This window comes from Uliginosibacterium flavum, from assembly GCF_040566545.1.
GTDB lineage: Bacteria > Pseudomonadota > Gammaproteobacteria > Burkholderiales > Rhodocyclaceae > Uliginosibacterium > Uliginosibacterium flavum.
On record NZ_JBEWZI010000007.1, the window covers coordinates 107,226 to 125,590 of the forward strand.

Annotated in this window: 16 protein-coding genes; 7 read left to right on the forward strand and 9 right to left on the reverse strand. The window is 61.5% G+C overall.

Annotated elements, in window-relative coordinates; genetic code table 11:
- Positions 1-163 precede the first annotated feature (163 nt).
- The 8 genes from ABXR19_RS08295 to ftsY all read right to left on the reverse strand — a co-directional run bounded on the left by ABXR19_RS08295 (position 164) and on the right by ftsY (position 10,569).
- On the reverse strand, positions 164-2,188 hold the full coding sequence (locus ABXR19_RS08295) for a S8 family serine peptidase (protein WP_354600650.1): 2,025 nt from the start codon (positions 2,186-2,188) through the stop codon (positions 164-166).
- A 275-nt stretch (positions 2,189-2,463) separates the two neighbouring features.
- Positions 2,464-3,609 (reverse strand): sugar ABC transporter permease, encoded by a 1,146-nt coding sequence (locus tag ABXR19_RS08300; RefSeq protein ID WP_354600651.1) that lies wholly within the window; start codon positions 3,607-3,609, stop codon positions 2,464-2,466.
- Between the two features lie 73 nt (positions 3,610-3,682).
- Positions 3,683-5,233 (reverse strand): xylose ABC transporter ATP-binding protein, encoded by a 1,551-nt coding sequence (locus ABXR19_RS08305; RefSeq protein ID WP_354600652.1) that lies wholly within the window; start codon positions 5,231-5,233, stop codon positions 3,683-3,685.
- Between the two features lie 162 nt (positions 5,234-5,395).
- Positions 5,396-6,412 carry a D-xylose ABC transporter substrate-binding protein gene (gene xylF, locus ABXR19_RS08310; protein WP_354600653.1) on the reverse strand — a complete coding sequence of 339 codons (1,017 nt, stop codon included), beginning with the start codon at positions 6,410-6,412 and terminating at the stop codon, positions 5,396-5,398.
- A gap of 206 nt (positions 6,413-6,618) precedes the next feature.
- Complete coding sequence (gene ftsX / locus ABXR19_RS08315; RefSeq protein WP_354600654.1) at positions 6,619-7,527, reverse strand: permease-like cell division protein FtsX; 909 nt, start codon at positions 7,525-7,527, stop codon at positions 6,619-6,621.
- Positions 7,524-8,177: a cell division ATP-binding protein FtsE gene (locus tag ABXR19_RS08320; RefSeq protein WP_354600655.1), complete on the reverse strand. Its 654-nt coding sequence runs from the start codon at positions 8,175-8,177 to the stop codon at positions 7,524-7,526. The genes ftsX and ABXR19_RS08320 overlap by 4 nt, the downstream gene beginning before the upstream one ends.
- Positions 8,178-8,388: 211 nt before the next feature.
- A complete protein-coding gene (locus ABXR19_RS08325; RefSeq protein ID WP_354600656.1) occupies positions 8,389-9,546 on the reverse strand; it encodes a dienelactone hydrolase family protein in 1,158 nt (385 codons plus the stop codon).
- 18 nt (positions 9,547-9,564) lie between these two features.
- Positions 9,565-10,569 (reverse strand): signal recognition particle-docking protein FtsY, encoded by a 1,005-nt coding sequence (gene ftsY, locus ABXR19_RS08330; RefSeq protein ID WP_354600657.1) that lies wholly within the window; start codon positions 10,567-10,569, stop codon positions 9,565-9,567.
- 73 nt (positions 10,570-10,642) lie between these two features.
- Here ftsY and ABXR19_RS08335 point away from each other — a divergent pair, with 73 nt between their 5' ends.
- The 7 genes from ABXR19_RS08335 (at position 10,643) to ABXR19_RS08365 (ending at position 17,193) form a co-directional block, all read left to right on the forward strand.
- The gene (locus ABXR19_RS08335; protein ID WP_354600658.1) at positions 10,643-12,025 is read left to right on the forward strand and encodes a M16 family metallopeptidase; all 1,383 of its coding nucleotides are present in this window, start codon (positions 10,643-10,645) and stop codon (positions 12,023-12,025) included.
- Between the two features lie 93 nt (positions 12,026-12,118).
- Positions 12,119-13,417 (forward strand): M16 family metallopeptidase, encoded by a 1,299-nt coding sequence (locus tag ABXR19_RS08340; protein WP_354600659.1) that lies wholly within the window; start codon positions 12,119-12,121, stop codon positions 13,415-13,417.
- A gap of 124 nt (positions 13,418-13,541) precedes the next feature.
- The gene (locus ABXR19_RS08345; protein ID WP_354600660.1) at positions 13,542-13,775 is read left to right on the forward strand and encodes a DUF3820 family protein; all 234 of its coding nucleotides are present in this window, start codon (positions 13,542-13,544) and stop codon (positions 13,773-13,775) included.
- Between the two features lie 143 nt (positions 13,776-13,918).
- Complete coding sequence (locus ABXR19_RS08350) at positions 13,919-14,401, forward strand: type II toxin-antitoxin system VapC family toxin (protein ID WP_354600661.1); 483 nt, start codon at positions 13,919-13,921, stop codon at positions 14,399-14,401.
- A gap of 357 nt (positions 14,402-14,758) precedes the next feature.
- Positions 14,759-15,031 carry an oxidative damage protection protein gene (locus ABXR19_RS08355; RefSeq protein ID WP_354600662.1) on the forward strand — a complete coding sequence of 91 codons (273 nt, stop codon included), beginning with the start codon at positions 14,759-14,761 and terminating at the stop codon, positions 15,029-15,031.
- Between the two features lie 119 nt (positions 15,032-15,150).
- Positions 15,151-16,047, forward strand: coding sequence for a phosphoribosylaminoimidazolesuccinocarboxamide synthase (locus ABXR19_RS08360; RefSeq protein WP_354600663.1), 897 nt, complete (start codon positions 15,151-15,153; stop codon positions 16,045-16,047).
- A gap of 138 nt (positions 16,048-16,185) precedes the next feature.
- Entirely contained in the window at positions 16,186-17,193 is a 1,008-nt protein-coding gene (locus ABXR19_RS08365) for an esterase/lipase family protein (RefSeq protein ID WP_354600664.1), read from the forward strand.
- A gap of 234 nt (positions 17,194-17,427) precedes the next feature.
- Here the strand turns inward: ABXR19_RS08365 and ABXR19_RS08370 are convergent, their stop codons facing one another.
- Positions 17,428-18,285 (reverse strand): HDOD domain-containing protein, encoded by an 858-nt coding sequence (locus tag ABXR19_RS08370; RefSeq protein ID WP_354600665.1) that lies wholly within the window; start codon positions 18,283-18,285, stop codon positions 17,428-17,430.
- Positions 18,286-18,365: the final 80 nt, after the last annotated feature.

Genomic DNA, 18,365 nt, shown 5'->3' on the forward strand with positions numbered 1-18,365 from the left:
TTACAGCATTGCGGATAACGCCCGTATAGTCATATTCGGGTCCATACGCGCGGCTTAACTCTGCGAACAGGCATACGAAGACGCCCGCCCAGCAAGAATGTACAAGGGGCCTGCCGCGCGAGCGGCAGGCCCCTTGGTTTTTAAGCTGGCGGCTGGCGGATCTTCAAGGAGTGGCAGCGGTATTCAAAGTTGGCGCCATCGAGAAATCAAGCCCAGTCAAATTGCTTCCAAGCATGAAGGACTGCCCGTTACCCGGAGAATCACCGCAAACTTCGCCCCCATTGCAATACACACCATCATTGTTCAGGTCCGTACTGGCACTCAGCACCCAAAGCCCTCCCGTCATACCCGTCAGACTCCAGCTGTAACGCCCGCCGCTGACATTGACACGCTGCAGCTTCGTAGTGCCCGTAACAAGGTTGCTTGCCCGTACCCACACCGCGCCCACGGTGGCGCTTGGGCTGGTACTGATAGAGAGCTTGATTACACTCAAGGGCACAGTGAACGTCCGTGCCGAGGTCGTCACGGTCAGTACCAGATAACTGAAGCCGAGCGGCAATAACCTGCGGTCAACACTGATCGTGTAATCCCCAAGTTTTGTCGTGGCATTGACGCCAGCGGCGGCCGTAACCGTGATAGCCGGACTGCTGGCAACGATACTGCTCACCGTTTCGCTGCTACTGGCGGTAAGTGCTAGTTTCAGCATGGTGCTGCTCATGCCACTGCCAAAATTGATCGACGCGGGTAGCGGCACCACTGCACCGGGAATGCTGCCGCCGGACGCGAGGGCATACGCTTCATTGACGGCCTTGCTTGCGTTGATGAGGCCTTGCCCAAATTCGTCATCGCGCCCCGCCACACCCAGATCATCGGTCAGGCGTCCAGTGGTGATTAAGGTATCGACTTGTGCAACGGTGATGCCCGGGGCAACGTAGCGCATCAGGGCCAGCGCACCGGCGACGTGTGGGGCCGAAAATGAGGTCCCATAGTTTGCCCCGAACCCGTCCATCCATCCATTGATACTCGGAACAGAATAAATCGTGAATACGGCTTCATTCAGATTATCCCTGTGATCGTAATAACCTCCTGGTGCGGTAAGCGTCAGGCCAGGACCGTAAGCCGAATAGCCAGCCCGGTTTTTTCTGATATCGAGAGCACCCACGGAAATCACCCCTGGGCAGCTGGCTACAGAGGAAACAACAGGCGGGGTGATCTTTCCCGCTCTGGTATTGCCTGCTGCAGCGACCACCAGCACATTGTTTGCGCGGGCTTGGCTGATAGCGTCTGCCAGTTGCTGCGGGCATTCGCCACCAGAACCCCAGCTCATGTTGATGACATCCGCCTTGTGCGAAGGAAGCTTCCCGGAACTATTCGGCAGTCCCGCCGCGTACAGGATGCCCTGAACGGACTGCGCCGTCGTGTCGTCTTCACGGATCGCCATGATCCGCGCCATCGGAGCAACCCCGGAGCCATACAAATTATTGTTGGCCTTAGCGGCAACCACGCCGGCGACCATGGTGCCATGGCCGCAGTGGTCAAGTTTGCCGGGCAACTGACACTCCGCTTCGGTCCTGTAATCGTCGCCTCCAGTTCCCGTGTAGCTGGCGGTAAAGGTGTAGGCGTCCACGATCTGGCCCTGAAGATCGGGGTGACTAGATCTGACCCCATTGTCAATGACAGCAACGACGGGTGCAGGGTTGCTGCCTGTGCCAATTGCGGCAATTTTCGCCATCGCGGCGGTAAGGTTTATCTGGTTGTAGTGCCAAGCCTGATCGCTGTAATTTGGATCATTTGGCGGGAAGGCAGAAAACCGTTCGATGCGGAAATTGGGTTCTACGTAGGCATACTTTCCGCTGGCCATCAGCTCTTTGGCATAACGCAACAAACCCATGGCCTGCTGGATATCCACATCACGCGGATCAGCGCTAGCCTGCGTAGACAACCCCGCCAGACTGGCTTGCATGGCGCTAGTCGGCACACTCAACAGCTTCGGGATGTTGCTCGTGGCTTGCATCGCCTGCGTCCCGAAACGGCCAGACGGAACAACGCTCTTCACGCTCTCCTTGACCACCAGCTCGCCTGATACGAACAGCACCGAACTACTCATACCGTTCACACAGCTCGCGCCGTCGCTGGCAGCACTGATGTGCAGGGTGTACATTGCTGCACCCTTGACGATCCATGGCATGACGTAATAGCTGCCGTCCTTCGTAACTGCGCTTACGAGAAAAGGTGAGTCTCATCGGAAATTCCCTCAGTGGATATGCATACAAAACCGCATACTGGCATAACCATAACGGCATTACGGACAATGCCCGTTTATTCACTTCCTGCCCCGCCTATTCGGGTCTACGCGCGCGACTTCAGTACGCGAACAGGCTTATGAAGAAGTCCGCCCAGCAAAAATAAGGGCCCTACCGCACAAGCGGCAGGGCCCTTTGGCTTTTGGAAAAATCTTCTAGATCACCGCTCGCTGCTGCCCGACATCACGTCGATCCACACCGCCAGCAACAGGATCGAGCCCTTGACGATCATCTGCCAGTAGCTCTCCACGCTGAGCATGGACATGCCATTGTCAAGACTCGCCATGATCAGCGCACCGATGATGGCGCCGAGCACGGTGCCGGAGCCGCCGCGCATCGAGGTGCCACCGATGAAGCAGGAGGCGATGGCGTCCAGTTCGCCCATGTTGCCCGAGGACGGCGAGCCAGCGGCCATGCGCGCCGTGTTGGTCAGGCCAGCCAGCGCGCACATCAGGCCCATCAGGCCAAACAGGGCCATCTTCACCAGGCGCGTATTCACGCCGGATAAACGCGTCGCCTCCAGATTGGAGCCGACCGCGTAGATGCGCCGGCCGAAGACGGTATTGCGCGCCAAAAAGGAGAAGCCGCCGAGGATCACCAGCATGATCAACACCGGCAGCGGGATGCCTTCGTAACTATTCAGGGCTTCGACAAATCCGCCGATGATCAGACCGATGACGATCAGCTTGACCGCCTCCTGCCACAGCGGCGGTACGGCCAGCTGGTAACGCTGGCGATTCGCGCGGCTGCGCCACATCAACACGCCCTGCAACACGAACAGGGCCGCACCCAGCACATAGCCCGCCACCACCGGCAGATAGCTCTGACCAAACGCGACGAAACCCTCGGATTCGATGGCAATCGTCGAGCCATTCGTGACCGCCAGCAGGATGCCGCGAAAGATCAGCATGCCGGCCAGACCGACGATGAAGGACGGCACGCGCAGATAGGCCACCCAGTAACCGTTGAACAAGCCCAGCAGCAAACCCAGCGCCAGCACGATGGCAAAATTCAGCGCCACCGGCAGATGGAAGGACGTATCGAGCACCGCCGCCACACCACCCAACAGGCCGAGCAGCGAGCCGACCGACAGATCAATCTCGCCGGCGATGATCACGAAGACCATGCCGGAGGCGAGCATGCCGGTGATCGCCATCTGGCGCAGCAGGTTGGCAAAGTTACGCGAGGTCAGGAAGGCGCCGTCACTCTGCCAGGTGAAGAAAGACCAGATCGCGGCAATCGCCAGCAGCAGGGCGAGGATCTTGTAGCGGGAGAAGACCTGCTGAATATCGCGGAGAATCGTCATTTCGCCATGCCTTATGAATTTCTGGAATAGTCTCCACCGCAGTAACGCGGCAGCTTTTGGGTTTACTCAATCCTCAGAACACAGCACTCAGTACTTCGGCATCGGCCTTGCCGATCGCCGCCGCCATCACGGTTTCCTGCGTCAAACCGTCATTGACGAAATCGCCGCGCAGCTGGCCTTCACCAATGACCAGCACACGGTCGCTGACGCCCAGCACTTCCGGCAACTCGGAACTGACCATGATGATGGACATGCCTTCCTTGACCAGCTCCATCATCAGCTTATAGATCTCGTACTTGGCACCCACATCCACACCGCGCGTTGGCTCATCGAGGATCAGCACGCGCGGTTGCGGCAACAGCATCTTGGCCAGCACGGCCTTCTGCTGGTTGCCGCCAGACAGACCTTGAATCGGCAGCAGCGGCGTAGCGGTCTTGATGCGCATGCGGCTGATCATCTGCTCGATGGTCTGCATCTCGGCCGCCTCGTCGATGACGCCGTACTTGCTGAATTTCTGCAGCACCGACAGGGTGATGTTGTAGCCCACGCCGAGCAAGGGCACGATGCCGTGGCGCTTGCGATCTTCCGGCACCAGACACAGGCCGGCCTGGACGGCGGCCTGCGGCGAATCTATTTTCAGCACCTGGCCATCCAGCACCACGGTCGCCTCGTAACGGCCCGGATAGCAGCCGAAGATGGCCATCGCCAACTCGGTGCGCCCGGCGCCAACCAAGCCGGCCACGCCGAGGATTTCGCCCTTGCGCAGCTTGAAGGAGATGTTGTCGACCTTCTTGCGCGCCGGGTTGTCGACGTCGAAACAGGTGACATTGCGCGCCTCGAAGATCACCTCGCCGATGAAATGTTCTTCACGCGGAAACAGGTTCTTGATCTCACGCCCGACCATCAGGGTGATGATCTGATCGACCGACAAATCGCCCATCGGCCGCGTCGCCACATGCGTGCCGTCACGGATCACGCTGATGCTGTCGCACACGGCGGCGATCTCGTCGAGCTTGTGCGAAATCATCACGCAGGCCACGCCTTTTTTCTTCAGCGCCAAGATGATGTCGAGCAGGATCGCCGTCTCGGTCTTGGTGAGCGAGGAGGTCGGCTCGTCAAGGATCAGCAGACGCGCCTTCTTGTTCAAGGCCTTGGCAATTTCGATCAATTGCTGATGACCACCGCCGTATTGCGACACGGGCAAAGCGACATTCACTTCGGGCATCTTCAGCTCGGCCATCAACTCGGCTGCGCGCTGATACATCGCGGAATAATTGAGCACACCGCCGAGCCCGGTAATTTCATTGCCGAGGAAGATGTTCTCGGCTACCGACAGGTGCGGCACCAGCATCAATTCCTGATGGATGATGACGATGCCGGCCGCCTCGGTTTCGCGGATGTTGCGCGCGCGCAGGGGTTTGCCATCCCACAGGATGTTGCCTTCCCAGGTGCCATACGGATACACGGCGGAGAGGACTTTCATCAGGGTCGACTTGCCGGCGCCGTTCTCGCCGCACAGACCGACGCATTCGCCCGGGCGCACGGCCAGATCGATGCCGTCCAGCGCCTTCACGCCGGAGAAGGCTTTGACGATGCCCTGCATTTGGAGCAGATATTCGGCCACACATCCTCCAGGAGCCGCTTGCAGCTTTCCTCTGCAGCATGCATGCCGCGAGAGGCAGGCGGGGCGCCGGTCTTCAGGCACCCCTTTTCAAGATCATGGCTCGTAGGGCAGGTTAGCGGCTCGCCGCGTAACCCGCCGTCATCATCACACGCCAGCTCAGACTTACTTGATTCCCAACTGCTCCTTGGTGAAGAACTTGTCCGTCACCAGCAGATCCACGTTGGCCTTGGTGATGGTGGTCGGGGTCAGCAGCAGTGAGTCGACCTTCTTCATGCCATTGTCGAGTTGCGCGTTGTAGGCCGGTTTCTCGCCCTTGACCAGTTGCACAGCCAGCTTGGCGGCCTCTGCTGCGATCAGCTTGAGCGGCTTGTAAACGGTCAGGGTCTGGGTGCCGGCGATCACGCGCTTGACCGCAGCCAGCTCGGCATCCTGCCCGGACACGGCCACCTTGCCGGCCAGTTTCTGCGCGGCCAGCGCCTGCACCACGCCGCCCGCCGTGCCATCGTTCGAGGCGATGATCGCGTCGATCTTGTTGGCATTCTTGGTCAGCACGTTCTCGGTGATCTTGAGCGCCTCTTCCGGGCTCCAGTCCTTGACCCACTGGTCGCCGAGGATCTTGATCTCGCCCTTGTCGACGAAAGGCTTGAGGACTTTCATCTGCCCTGCGCGCAGCAGCTTGGCATTGTTGTCGGTGGGCGCCCCGCCAAGCAGGTAATAGCTGCCCTTGGGCACGGCCTTGACCATGCCTTCGGCCTGCAGCGCGCCGACGCGTTCGTTGTCGAAGGAAATGTAGGCGTCGACGTCACCATTGAGGATCAGACGGTCATAGGACACGACCTTGATGCCGGCCTTCTTGGCATCCTTGATGGCATTGGTCAGCACCTTGGAATTGAAAGGCACGATCACGATCACATCGACCTTCTTGGCGATCAGGTTCTCGATCTGCGAGAGCTGGCGCTGCTCGTTGGCGTCAGCCGACTGCACGTTCACCTCGGCGCCGAGGGCCTTGGCGGCTTCGACGAAATAGTCGCGATCCCGCGCCCAGCGCTCGACGCGCAGATCGTCGATGGAGAAACCGATCACCGGCTTGTCCTTCGAAGCGAAGGCCGGCAATGCAGCGAGCGTGGAAACTGCGGCCAGAACGGCCAGAACGGTGCGACGGGTAGTGAAACGGATCATCAGGGTCTCCTTTGGTAGTTTCCCGCAGCAGGTGATCCGGCGACGGGTCCAGCGGCACATCAGACGAACTATTGTTTTTGTCACTACAAGACCGGCAGGGGAGCCTGTCGAAAATCTGCTCGCAACTTAGTACGACGAGCAAACTTTCGCAATACGCGTATACCGATCAGCAAACGCGTCAGCCTAACAAGCCCGGCCAAAAAATTTCAATCAACCGCCCCATCGTGCAGGTGACGGTGCACCGATAATCCGGCGCCCAACCAGCCAAGCACAGAGGCAAACGCCAGCAAGGCGAGGATTTGCCCGACGCCCGGCCCGCGCAGATCGACGACGATGCTGTAGGCCTGCGCCAGCGCCTGTACGCGCGGCGCGATCAGCCACACCAGACCCTGCACCATGCCCCAGGCCAGTACGCCACCAAGCAGGCCCTGCAGGAAACCGAAATACAGGAAGGGCCGGCGCACGAAACTGCGCGTAGCCCCCAGCAGCAGGCTCACGGTGATCTCGTGGCGCTGGGTCAGGATCTGCAGACGGATGGTGTTGAAGGTAACGATCATCAGCGCCGCGCCGAGCAAGCCGGCCAGCAGCAACGCGACCCAGCGACCGAGTTCAACCGCCGCATGCAGGCGCTCCACCCAGGCGGAATCGAGCTGCACGTGCAGCACCTCGGGCATGGCCAGCAGGCCGGCGCGGATCGCCTCAAAAACTTTCGGATCTTCGCCCCCCGGCTCCAGGATGAAAGCGTCCGGCAAGGGGTTGTCGCTCAAGGCGCCGGTCACGTCGGCGAAACCACCGCGCGCCGCGAGTTGCTTGAGTGCCGCATCACGCCCGATGAAACGGATCGCGGTGATGCGCTTGTCGGCACGCAGACGGTTCTCGATGACCTGGATCTGCTCGGCAGCGACCTCCTTTTTCAGAAAAACGCTGATCTCGGGCTTGCCGCTCATGCCGTTGGCAAGACTGGCGAGATTGTCGATCAGCACATAGCCGAGTGCCGGTAGCGTCAGGGCAATCGCCACAACCAGCGCGGAGAGCAGTGTATTCAGCGGCTTGGCGGTCAGGCGCAGGCGCGCCTGACGCAGGGCCATGCCGTGGGGCAGGAGGGACAGGCTCATGCTTGCAACCTCCCCTTGGCGAGTTCGATGCGGCGTGCGCCGTAGGGCGAGAACAGGGTCTCGTCATGCGTGGCCAGCAGAATGGTGACACCAGCGGCGTGGAAAGAACGGAACAGCGCGGCGATCTCGCGCGCATAGGCCGGATCGAGGTGGGCGGTCGGCTCGTCGGCAATCAGCACCGAGGGCCGATTGACGATGGCGCGGGCAATCGCCACGCGATGCTGCTCGCCGCCGGAGAGGGTCAGCGGCATGGATTTTTCGAACTCGCCCATGCCGACTTTTTCCAGTGCCACGCGCACGCGTTTGGCTGCATCGCGCGGCGGATAGCCGGTCACCAGCAGGGGCAGCATCACGTTGTCGAACACACTGCGATCGTTCAGCAGACGATGCTCCTGCATCACCAGCCCCAGGCTGCGGCGCAGATAGGGCAACTGATTGGGGCGCAGAGTGCCGACATCCTGGCCACTGACCCAGACCTTGCCCGCGGTGGGCTTTTCCAGCCCGGCAATCAGCTTGATCAGCGTGCTCTTGCCCGCCCCGGAATGGCCGGCCAGCACCAGCAACTCGCCATGGCGGATTTCAAAGCTCACGTCCGCCAGGGCATCGTGGCCACCAGCGTAACGTTTGCTCACTCGTTCGAAACGGATCATGAAAGGGGCTTGCCGACTGAGAGGTAAGCAGCGAGTTTAGCCGCAAGTGGGGCGGTTTCGGGCTTTCAGGCACAAACAGGAGGCTCGCCCGAAGAGCCGCACCGGGATTGCCTCTTCGGCATGCATGGCTGCAGGCCCAAGCGCAGCGCGGCTTTGCGAGCAAGCAAAGAAAAGGGCGCCAACCGGCGCCCTCCGACTTGCGACTTGCGACTCAGCGCTTCACGCCAAACTGCCGATCCAGCCAGTCGTAAGCAAACTCCTGCTGTTCCTGCAGGAATACGTGGCCGCCGGGCCAGACTTTGGTTTCAAACTTGTCAGCCGCCTTCCAGGCACCCCACACCTTGCCCATCTTGCCAAACGCGGCGTTGACGGAGTCGAGCGGGAACAGCGTGTCCTTCTCGCCGGCAAACACCAGCATCGGTTTCGGCGCGGCCAGACTGGCGACGTCCGGATAATCGAGATAGCGCTGCATGCCGGGATGCGTCATCTGCCAGGCCGAGCCGCCGCGCAGCTGATTATTGCCCGACACCATCAGGCCATCGGTGGTGGCCATCCAGTTAACGGCCACCGAAGCCGTCACTGCATCGCTCAATGCCGCAGCCTGCCAGGCGCGGAAGGCGCCCATCGAGAAACCGACAGCGGCCACCTGCTTCTTGTTCACTTCCGGCAGGCTCGCCAAGAACTCGGCCGCGCGTGCATCTTCGAGGGCCATCAAACCGGCCAGCGAACTACCCATGTTGATGAAATTCGCGGCCAATGCCTGTTGCGCTTCATAGGTCATGCCGGCGCGATCACCCCAGCCCAGCGCATCGGTGGCGAAGACCACATAGCCGCGTTTGGCCAGTTCATCGCCGGGGAAACGTTCGGTGAAGAAGCGCTTGGCCCAGCCTTTGGCAGAGCTCAGTTGCGCGTCGTCGCCCCAGGGCTCGATCCATTTTTCCTTGCCGATATCAAATTTCGAACCGTGGTCGTGATACATCACCGCCGCCGGGAACGGGCCTTTGCCCTTGGGCACCAGCAGCAGGCCCATCACGCGGCTGTCGGCTGTCAGGTTGAAAACGATCTTGCGCGCGACATAGCTGCCGCGATCCACTTCGTCGAGCACCTGTGCATCGAACGCGGTTTTGTCCGGCGCCTGCGCGGTGAGATCCCAGAGCTTGGCCACGCCGGTCTTGCGCCAGGCGGCCAGATCCTTGACCTGTGCATTCCAGGCCAGCGGAAAAGTCAGGCGCGATTTGATCTGCGCGGCCATCACCGGCAGATTGTCCTTACCGACACCGGTTTTCTGGAAATCCAGATTTGCCGCCATTACGCCACCGATCGCGCTCATCGCCACGATCCCTGCCAACAGCTTGCTGCGCACGCCCATGATGTTTCCTTCATAGAGTTAGACACCTTCAGCCGAACCGCTGTTACCGGTCGACAACAAGGCATCAACATACTCCATTGCGACGAAGGGCTGCAAATCTTCGATGCCCTCGCCCACGCCGATGAAGCGCAAGGGCTTGGGATGAGTACGCGCAATCGCCGCGATAACGCCGCCCTTGGCGGTGCCGTCCAGCTTGGTAACGATCAGGCCGGTGACGCCTACCGCCTTGTCGAAAGCCTTGAGCTGGGCCAGCGCGTTCTGGCCGACATTGCCATCGAGCACCAGCAATACCTCATGCGGACCACTCGGCTCGGCCTTGCTCACCACGCGGCGCACCTTGGCGATTTCGTCCATCAGGTGCATCTGCGTCGGCAAGCGCCCGGCGGTGTCCACCATCACCACGTCGATATTGCGCGCGCGCGCAGCGCTGATCGCATCGAAGGCTACGGCGGCCGGATCGCCGCCTTCCTGCGCGATCACGCTGACATTATTGCGATCGCCCCATTCGATCAGCTGCTCACGCGCCGCCGCGCGAAAGGTGTCGCCGGCCGCCAGCAGCACGCTCTTGCCCTGCTGCTGAAAATGGTTCGCCAGCTTGCCGATGGAAGTCGTTTTGCCTGCGCCATTCACGCCGACCAGCATGATGATGTAGGGCTTGTGTTCGCTGAGCACCAGCGGCTGTTGCAGCGGCGTAAGCAACTTGGTCAATCCTTCGGCCAGCGCGGCGCGCAGCTGATCGCCGGTTTCCAGCTTCTCGTGTTTCCAGCGCCGGCGCAGCTCGGCCAGCAAGGTCAGCGTGGCATCCACGCCGCAATCGGCCATCAGCAAGGTAGCTTCCAGTTCTTCGAGCAGCTCGTCGTCGATCTTGCGGCGCGAGAACACGTCGCCAATGCTCGCGCTGGTGCGCGACAGGCCGGCTTTCAGGCGCTCCAGCCAGGAGCGTGGCGCCTTTTCTTCCTGGGCGGCAACAGGGGCCGCAACGGGCTCGGCGGGTGTTTCGGACTTTTTGAAGAAACTAAACATGGGGGGCTTGGGTCTATGATGCCGGCTCGACGCGGGTGCGTCGGCCATTGAAAACAGCGAGGAAGTTTATCAGATGCGCTTGATCCCCCTGCTCAAACCTGCCCTGTTCGGCCTGGCCCTGCTTGCCAGCCTGTCCGCAGCCGCCAACCCCTTCGAAACCACACTGCCCAACGGCCTGAAGATCGTGGTCAAGGAAGATCACCGCGCCCCAACTGTCACCCACATGGTCTGGTATCGCGTCGGCAGTCTGGACGAATTCAACGCCACCACCGGCGTGGCGCACGCGCTGGAACACATGATGTTCAAGGGCACGGCGCTGCACGGCCCCGGCGAATTCAACAAGCTGGTCGCTGCAGCTGGCGGCCAGGACAACGCCTTCACCAGTCAGGATTACACCGCCTACTTCCAGCAGATTCCCGCCGCGCAGCTGGGCGCGATGATGGCACTGGAAGCCGACCGCATGGCCAATCTGCGCGTGGATGACGAACTTTTCGCCAAGGAAATCGCCGTCATCAAGGAAGAGCGGCGCATGCGCACCGACGACCAGCCGCGCGCCAAGGCCTACGAGGCCCTGATGGGCACGGTGTATCACGCCCACCCCTACGGCCGCCCGGTGATCGGCTGGATGCCGGATCTGGACAACATGACGGCGCAGGACCTGCGCGACTGGTATGCGCGCTGGTACGGGCCGAACAATGCGACGCTGGTCGTTGTCGGTGACGTCGATCACGCAACCGTCTTCAAGCAGGCCGCGGCCACCTACGGCCAGCTTCCGTCGCGCAACCTGCCGACTCGCAAGTTGCAGAAAGAACCCGCGCAAACCGGCATCCGCCGCGTCACGGTCAAGGCCCCAGCCGAGCTGCCTTACCTGATGCTGGCCTGGCGTGCGCCCGCGCTGAGCGATCTGGAGGGAAAGACGCCCGTCAGTCGCGAAGCTTATGCCTTGCAGATATTGGCGGCAGTACTCGACGGTTACGACGGCGCGCGCATCTCGCGCTCGCTGGTCAAGGAACGCAAGCTGGCGGTCTCAGCCGGCGCGGGTTACGAGGCGATTTCACGCGGCCAGCAGAGCCTGTTCATGCTGGAAGGCGTGCCCAGCAAAGGCGTCAGCATCACCCAGCTGGAAGCTGCCTTGCGCGGCGAAATCGGCAAGATCGCCACCCACGGCGTGACGGAAACCGAGCTGCGCCGCATCAAGGCCCAGCTGGTCGCCAGCAAAGTCTTCGCGCGCGATTCGCAAATGGGTCAGGCCATGCAGATCGGCGGGCTCGAAGTGCTGGGCCTGTCCTGGCGCGACGAGGACAAAATGTTCGAGCAACTGCGCAGCGTCAGCGCCGCCGAAGTGCAGGCCGTCGCCAAACAGCTGCTCAGCGACGACACCCTGACCGTGGCCGATCTTGTGCCGCTGCCCATCGACCCCAAGGCGCCAAAAACTGCGCCGAATTTCAAATACTGACCGGTTTCGTAGGTCGGGCTTCAGCCCGACAACGCCACTTCGCAAAAATTGCCGTCGGGCTGAAGCCCGACCTACGATGCAACAGGACGCCCCATGAAGACCCTTTTTGCTTGCCTCGCTCTCACCCTTGGCTCATTCACCGCCCAGGCCGCGGTGCCGATCCAGCACTGGACCAGCCCGCAGGGCACGCGCGTGTTCTTCGTTGAAGATCACAATCTGCCGATGCTTGACGTGCAGGTGGATTTCGCTGCCGGTTCAGCGCGCGCGTCCGCTCCGGCGATTGCCTCCATGACCCACGGCCTGCTCGATGCGGGCATCGGCAAGGGCAAGGCAGCACTGGATGAAAATGCCATTGCCGACCGCTTCGCCGATGTCGGCGCCCAGCTCGGCGGCGGCGTCGACGCGGATCGCGCCAGCCTCGGCCTGCGCGTGCTCAGCTCGCCAGCTGAACGCGATGAGGCGCTCGGCCTGCTGCGCCAGATCCTCGCCCAGCCTCAGTTTCCACAAGCCGTGCTCGAACGCGAGCGCGCCCGCGCCATCGCCGAGCTGCGCGAGTCGCAAACCCAGCCCGGCGCCATTCTCGGCAAGCGCTTCGCGCAGAACGCCTATGGCAGCCATCCTTACGGCAGGGTCACGGAAGAAGCAGACCTGAAGCGGCTCTCTCGGCAGGCGCTGGTCGATTTCCACCACCGCACCTACACCGCCCGCGCGGCACAGGTCACCCTGGTCGGTGATCTGACACGCGAGCAGGCCGAGCGCATCGCCAACGATCTGGTCGCCGACCTGCCCCTCGGCAGCGCCCCCTCCTCCCTGCCCGACGCCAGCCTGCCCAAGGGTGGCATCACCCACATCGCCAACCCCGCCAGTCAGGCCCACATCGCCATCGGCCTGCCGACCATCAAGCGCAACGACCCGGACGCCATGGCGCTGGCCGTTGGCAACTACACGCTGGGCGGTGGCGGCTTCAATTCACGCCTGATGAAAGAGGTGCGCGATGCGCGCGGGCTGGCCTACAGCATCTACAGCTACTTCGCCCCGGCCGCCAGTCAGGGCCTGTTCCAGATCGGCCTGGAAACCAAGGCTGAGCAAGCCGACGAAGCGCTCGCCGTGGTCAACGCCACGCTCAGCAAATTCCTCCAGGAAGGTCCGACCGAAGTTGAGTTGCAGGCCGCCAAGGCGAATCTCATCAACAGCTTCGCCCTGCATCTGGACAACAATCGCAAGATCCTCGCCCAGGTGGCCGACATCGGCTTCTACAAACGCCCGCTCGACTCGCTGGACACTTACCCCGCGCGCGTTCAGGCCGTCACGCTGGAGCAGATCCGCGCCGCGTTTGCGCGCTACGTGAAGCCGGAGAGTCTGGTCACGGTGGTGGTGGGCGGAAAAAAATAAGCACCCCTTGCAGAGCCGCGCTGCGCCTTGCCTGCGCAGACTGGCATGCTGCACAGCGCCGCCCCGTGCGGCTCTACAGGCAGGCCTGTCGCAATCCCGTTATCCGCATGAAAATACCCGTCCGATGACGCCCGAACATCTCGAAAAACTCCTCACCCGCGAAATGCCCTTCGGCAAATACAAAGGACGGCTCATGGCCGACCTGCCCGGCCACTACCTCGGCTGGTTCGCCCGCGAAGGCTTCCCCAAAGGCGAGATCGGCCAGTTGCTGGAGCTGATCTACGAGCTGGATCACAACGACCTGCGCGGGCTGCTTGATCCGCTGCGGAAGAAGAACGGGCAGGCGACGCCGAAATAGGGCGTCAATGAGCAAGGCGAATTGCGCCGGATGAGCACGGCGGAGAATCCCGACAATTCGTTCCCGCCCTGCGCAAATCCAACTACCCATCTCGATTTCAGGAGCTACAGTCATAGCGTCCCTCATTCGTTTAGGAGCCCGCCATGGCCGACATACGAACGCACTATCTCGACGCTTCAGCCATCGTGAAATATTTCGTCGATGAAGATGGAAGTCAGGTTCTACGCGAGTACGTAAATAAGCATCCCGTCTTTTCGACAACATCGGTCTGTTTTGCGGAAACACTGGGAGCATTCAAAATCAAGTATTTGCGAAAAGAACTTTCCCAAGAAAACTATTTTGCCGCTTGCGAAGAGTTGATGGGCCATATACGCGAACGCTCCTTGCAAATCGACGACATCGGAATATCGAAACGTGATGTCTTTAACGAAGTAGAAGATCTCGCCAAAAAATACGATCTTGATGTGTCGGACTCTTTTCAGCTCGTAACGCTTAGGCGTGGGGCGTTTTCGCGATATACGGGAGACTCGAAACCGATTTTGATCACCGCCGACAAAAAACTCGCTCGCGCGGCAAATGCGGAGGGATTTCGTGTGTGGGATTGTTTACGTGACGCAGCCCTCTGACCCGGCAACACGTAGGGCGCAATTCGCGATGAGCATCGATGGCAGCCTGAATAACCGCGCCCAGACTTGCTCTTCTGCGGACCGTGCCTGATAGGCCCGCCTGCGAAACCGCAGCCGGTGGCGCACTGCACGGACGCCGAAGCGTCCAGCGCAATGCGCCCACCCAAAGCATGGAATTAATCCGGAAAATCACTGAAATTTGGGTTAAACCAGCCCTCCTGAAGAGCCGCCTCTGGCGGGTCTTCGCAAGCAAACACCCCGCACATCCCCACCCAGAGCGGTTCTACAGAGCCCCCCTCGCCCGCGCCGCTTTCCTCTACAATCACGCCTCCCTAACGCAACACAGGAATTCCCGCCATGGCAAGAATGGTCAAGTGCATCAAGCTCGGTGTCGAAGCCGAGGGCCTCGACTTTCCGCCCGTTCCGGGCGAGATGGGCAAGAAGCTCTGGGAGAACGTCTCCAAGGAAGCCTGGCAACAGTGGATCAAGCATCAGACCATGCTGATCAACGAAAACCGCCTGAACCTGATGGACCCGAAGGCCCGCAAATATCTGGCCGAACAGATGGATCGCCATTTCTTCGGCGCCGGCGCCGATGCCGCCACGGGCTATACGCCGCCCGCACAATAAATCCGGTATTGGGAACTGGGAACTCGGAACTGGGGAAACCCTCGGCGCCGGGCCTGTTGTTCCCAGTCCCGAGTTCCCAGTTCCCAATTCCCAATTCCCTGCCCCGGAGTTTTACCGCAATGAGCCAAGCCCTCTACGAATCTTCCATCACCAGCCTGCCCCTGCTCGCGCGCGGCAAGGTGCGCGACATCTACGCGGTGGATGACGACAAGTTGCTGATCGTCACCTCGGATCGCCTGTCCGCCTTCGACGTGATCCTGCCGGATGCGATCCCGCTCAAGGGCGTGGTGCTGACGCAGACCGCGCTGTTCTGGTTCGACAAGCTGAGCCACATCCTGCCCGGCCAGCTCACCGGCATTGCGCCTGAAGACATTGTGGCGCCGAACGAGCGCGATCAGGTGCGCGGCCGTGCGCTGGTGGTCAAACGCCTCAAACCGCTGCCGATCGAAGCCGTGGTGCGCGGCTACATCATCGGTTCGGGCTGGAAGGATTATCAGAAGACAGGTCAGGTCTGCGGCATCACCCTGCCGGTGGGCCTGCAGCAGGCGGCCAAGCTGGAGCAGCCGCTGTTCACACCTTCGACCAAGGCCGAACAAGGCGAGCACGACGAAAACATCGACTACGCTCAATGCGTGGCGCTGATGGGCGAAGAGCTTTCCGCCAAGACCCGCGACGCCGCCATCCAGCTGTATTCGGAAGCGCGCGATTTCGCGGCCGAGCGCGGCATCATCATCGCCGACACCAAGTTCGAATTCGGTCTGGATGCCGCCGGCGTCCTGCACCTGATCGACGAGGCGCTGACGCCCGATTCCTCGCGTTTCTGGCCCGCCGACAGCTACGCCGAAGGCATTTCGCCGCCGTCCTTCGACAAGCAGTTCGTGCGCGACTATCTGGAAACCCTGGACTGGGACAAGACCGCTCCCGGCCCGCGTCTGCCGGCCGACATCATCGCCAAGACCAGCGCCAAGTATGTGGAAGCCTACGAGCGTCTGACCGGCAAGACGCTGGCCTATTAAGCAGCATCTCGGCGTCATCCCGCAAAAGGGCCGATCATCCGGCCTTTTTTCTTTTGCGCACAGCCCCAACGGACACACCAGCCCGGGCCGGGAAATGCCGTTAAACTGCAGATCTCCCGATCCGGATCGAGGCCTGCCATGCAACGCATCATTACCGTTCTCTGCCTCGTCGCCCTGCTCACCGGCTGCGCCACGCTTGAAGCGCCGAATCCGGACTATTACGAGATCGAGTCGGGGCGCCTGCCCGCGCCGGACGTGACGCTGAACATCCCCGGCCTCGGCCCCTGCACGGACAGCCCGGATCGCAGCCTGCGGCTGGATGCCAGCCAGCCGGTGAATGTACTGGTGCATGGCTGCTTCGGCTCCTCCGGCAATTTTCGCGGCATGGCGCAGGTACTGGCCTTTCACGGTCAGCAGACGGCTTGCTTCACCTACGACGATCGCGCCGGTCTGACCGAGAGTGCGACCGGGCTGCGCCGCGCGCTGAACCAGCTGACCGAACAAACCCATTCACCACAGATTACGGTGATCGGCCACAGCCAGGGCGCGCTGATCTCGCGCCGCGCGCTCACCTTGCTGGCCCTTGCTCCAGCTGAGCGTGAGACGGATCTGCGTCTGGTCACCGTCTCCGGCCCCTTCGACGGCATTGCCGCCGCCAAGACCTGCGGGCGCGACTGGCTGCATGTCCTGAGTCTCGGGGTGTTGCCAGCGACCTGCCATCTGGTCACCGGCTCGAAGTGGTCGGACATCACCTATTCCTCGCGCTTCATCCGCCAGCCCGGCCAACTCGTGCCGCAAGTCAGCCGCTACCTCAAGATCGACACCGACGAACGTGGCAGTTGCCGGCGCTTTGACGGTGCTCGCTGCGTGGAAAATGACGACATTTTTTCGCTGGCCGAACAGCGCAATGCGCTGGTGGAAAGCGATAGCCGTGCGCAACGCGTGGAGGTCCTGGCTGGCCACGTCGAGATCGTTGGCGACAAGCGCGTGGCGCCCGCCAAGCTGATCGCGGTATTGCAGGAACAGAAAGTGCTGAACCCGACCCCGCCGGAACGCGTCTCCGCCTTCAGCCAGTTGCTGGCGCGGGTGTATCAGGATGATTCATTCCTGAACCAAGGCAGCCTGAAGAGCCGCGCGCAGCCTTGATCTGCAGGATGGCATGCTGAAGAGGCCTGCCCGTGGCGAGTTTCGGAGCATAAAGGCCGTACAACGAGTCTGGATGAGGGTCACTAGCCGACCATCTCCCCAGCCCTCTCCCTGCCAGGGAGAGGGAGCCGTTCGGGCCCGCGCAAGGGTTTGCGACTTGCGACTTGCGACTTGCGACACCCGCCCCGCCTTTGACCTTCCCAGTCCCGAATACCCAGTCCCCAGTTCCCGAATTCACGCCGTCAACATCGCCATCGCCGCAGCCCTGCGCACGCGCGCCTCGTCCAGCAGGCGATTGACGGTTTCGTGCTCGACGCCTTCGAAGGCTTCCTGGCGCCGCGCGATCTGCTCTTCAAGCGAGATGGTGCTGAAGGGGTTCGGTGTACCGGCCGCTGAGTTGGCGAGAAACAGGATGTCGGAGAGCTTGCGCGGAGGCCAGCTGCCAGAGCATTCCTCCTGCTCATCCAGCGCCTCGGTAATGAGCTCCGGCGTCCCGAGCGAGCGCAGCACGGCTTGGCTCACGCGGCGATCCCAGTAGAGAATGAAGTCGGCCATCTCGCTCTGTTCTTCCAGCAGTTCCGGGAAATCGTGTACCCGTGAGAGCAGGTAAAACTGGCCGATGTCATGCACCATGCCGGCCAGCAAAGCGGTGTCGGGCTGCGGACTTTCCAGCGAAATGGACACCGAATAGGCCAGCGAGGCCACATCCAGCGAGTGGCGCCAGAGCTGATCAGCGAGACGCCAGACCGGGGCGAACTCACTGGCCGTGGCGAGCTGATCGCCGATCACCGCCAAAGCCAGGGTGCGTGCGTTATTCACACCGACGCGCATCAGCGCGCGCTGCACGTCGGTGACCTCGACCCCGCTGGGATTGAAGAACACCGAGTTGGCCATGCGCAGCAGCTTCACCGACAGCAGCGGCTCCAGGCTGATCACCTTGGAGACCGAGGACAGGCTGGAATCGGGCTGCTCCAGCGCGCGGCGGATTTTCACGGCCGCCTGCATGCTGGTCGGGAATACCAGTTCGCCCGCTTTCAATTCTTTTTCGATGGCGGCGCTGAACGCCGCACGCCGGTCGCTGGTCTCACTCATCGCCGCACCCTTCCATACAGTTTTTGCTGTGGTCTTTGCAGTTGACGGCACAATGTCACCTGAACTTCAGCCCGCTCCCC

Bases quoted from the DNA above. Each gene is read 5' to 3' on its own strand.
- ABXR19_RS08370 (WP_354600665.1), bottom strand. From the start codon at position 18,285: ATGAGTGAGACCAGCGACCGGCGTGCGGCGTTCAGCGCCGCCATCGAA.
- ABXR19_RS08365 (WP_354600664.1), top strand. From the start codon at position 16,186: ATGCAACGCATCATTACCGTTCTCTGCCTCGTCGCCCTGCTCACCGGC.
- ABXR19_RS08360 (WP_354600663.1), top strand. From the start codon at position 15,151: ATGAGCCAAGCCCTCTACGAATCTTCCATCACCAGCCTGCCCCTGCTC.
- ftsY (WP_354600657.1), bottom strand. From the start codon at position 10,569: ATGTTTAGTTTCTTCAAAAAGTCCGAAACACCCGCCGAGCCCGTTGCG.
- ABXR19_RS08335 (WP_354600658.1), top strand. From the start codon at position 10,643: ATGCGCTTGATCCCCCTGCTCAAACCTGCCCTGTTCGGCCTGGCCCTG.
- ABXR19_RS08320 (WP_354600655.1), bottom strand. From the start codon at position 8,177: ATGATCCGTTTCGAACGAGTGAGCAAACGTTACGCTGGTGGCCACGAT.
- ABXR19_RS08340 (WP_354600659.1), top strand. From the start codon at position 12,119: ATGAAGACCCTTTTTGCTTGCCTCGCTCTCACCCTTGGCTCATTCACC.
- ABXR19_RS08355 (WP_354600662.1), top strand. From the start codon at position 14,759: ATGGCAAGAATGGTCAAGTGCATCAAGCTCGGTGTCGAAGCCGAGGGC.
- ABXR19_RS08325 (WP_354600656.1), bottom strand. From the start codon at position 9,546: ATGGGCGTGCGCAGCAAGCTGTTGGCAGGGATCGTGGCGATGAGCGCG.
- ftsX (WP_354600654.1), bottom strand. From the start codon at position 7,527: ATGAGCCTGTCCCTCCTGCCCCACGGCATGGCCCTGCGTCAGGCGCGC.
- ABXR19_RS08350 (WP_354600661.1), top strand. From the start codon at position 13,919: ATGGCCGACATACGAACGCACTATCTCGACGCTTCAGCCATCGTGAAA.
- xylF (WP_354600653.1), bottom strand. From the start codon at position 6,412: ATGATCCGTTTCACTACCCGTCGCACCGTTCTGGCCGTTCTGGCCGCA.
- ABXR19_RS08295 (WP_354600650.1), bottom strand. From the start codon at position 2,188: ATGCCATGGATCGTCAAGGGTGCAGCAATGTACACCCTGCACATCAGT.
- ABXR19_RS08345 (WP_354600660.1), top strand. From the start codon at position 13,542: ATGACGCCCGAACATCTCGAAAAACTCCTCACCCGCGAAATGCCCTTC.
- ABXR19_RS08300 (WP_354600651.1), bottom strand. From the start codon at position 3,609: ATGACGATTCTCCGCGATATTCAGCAGGTCTTCTCCCGCTACAAGATC.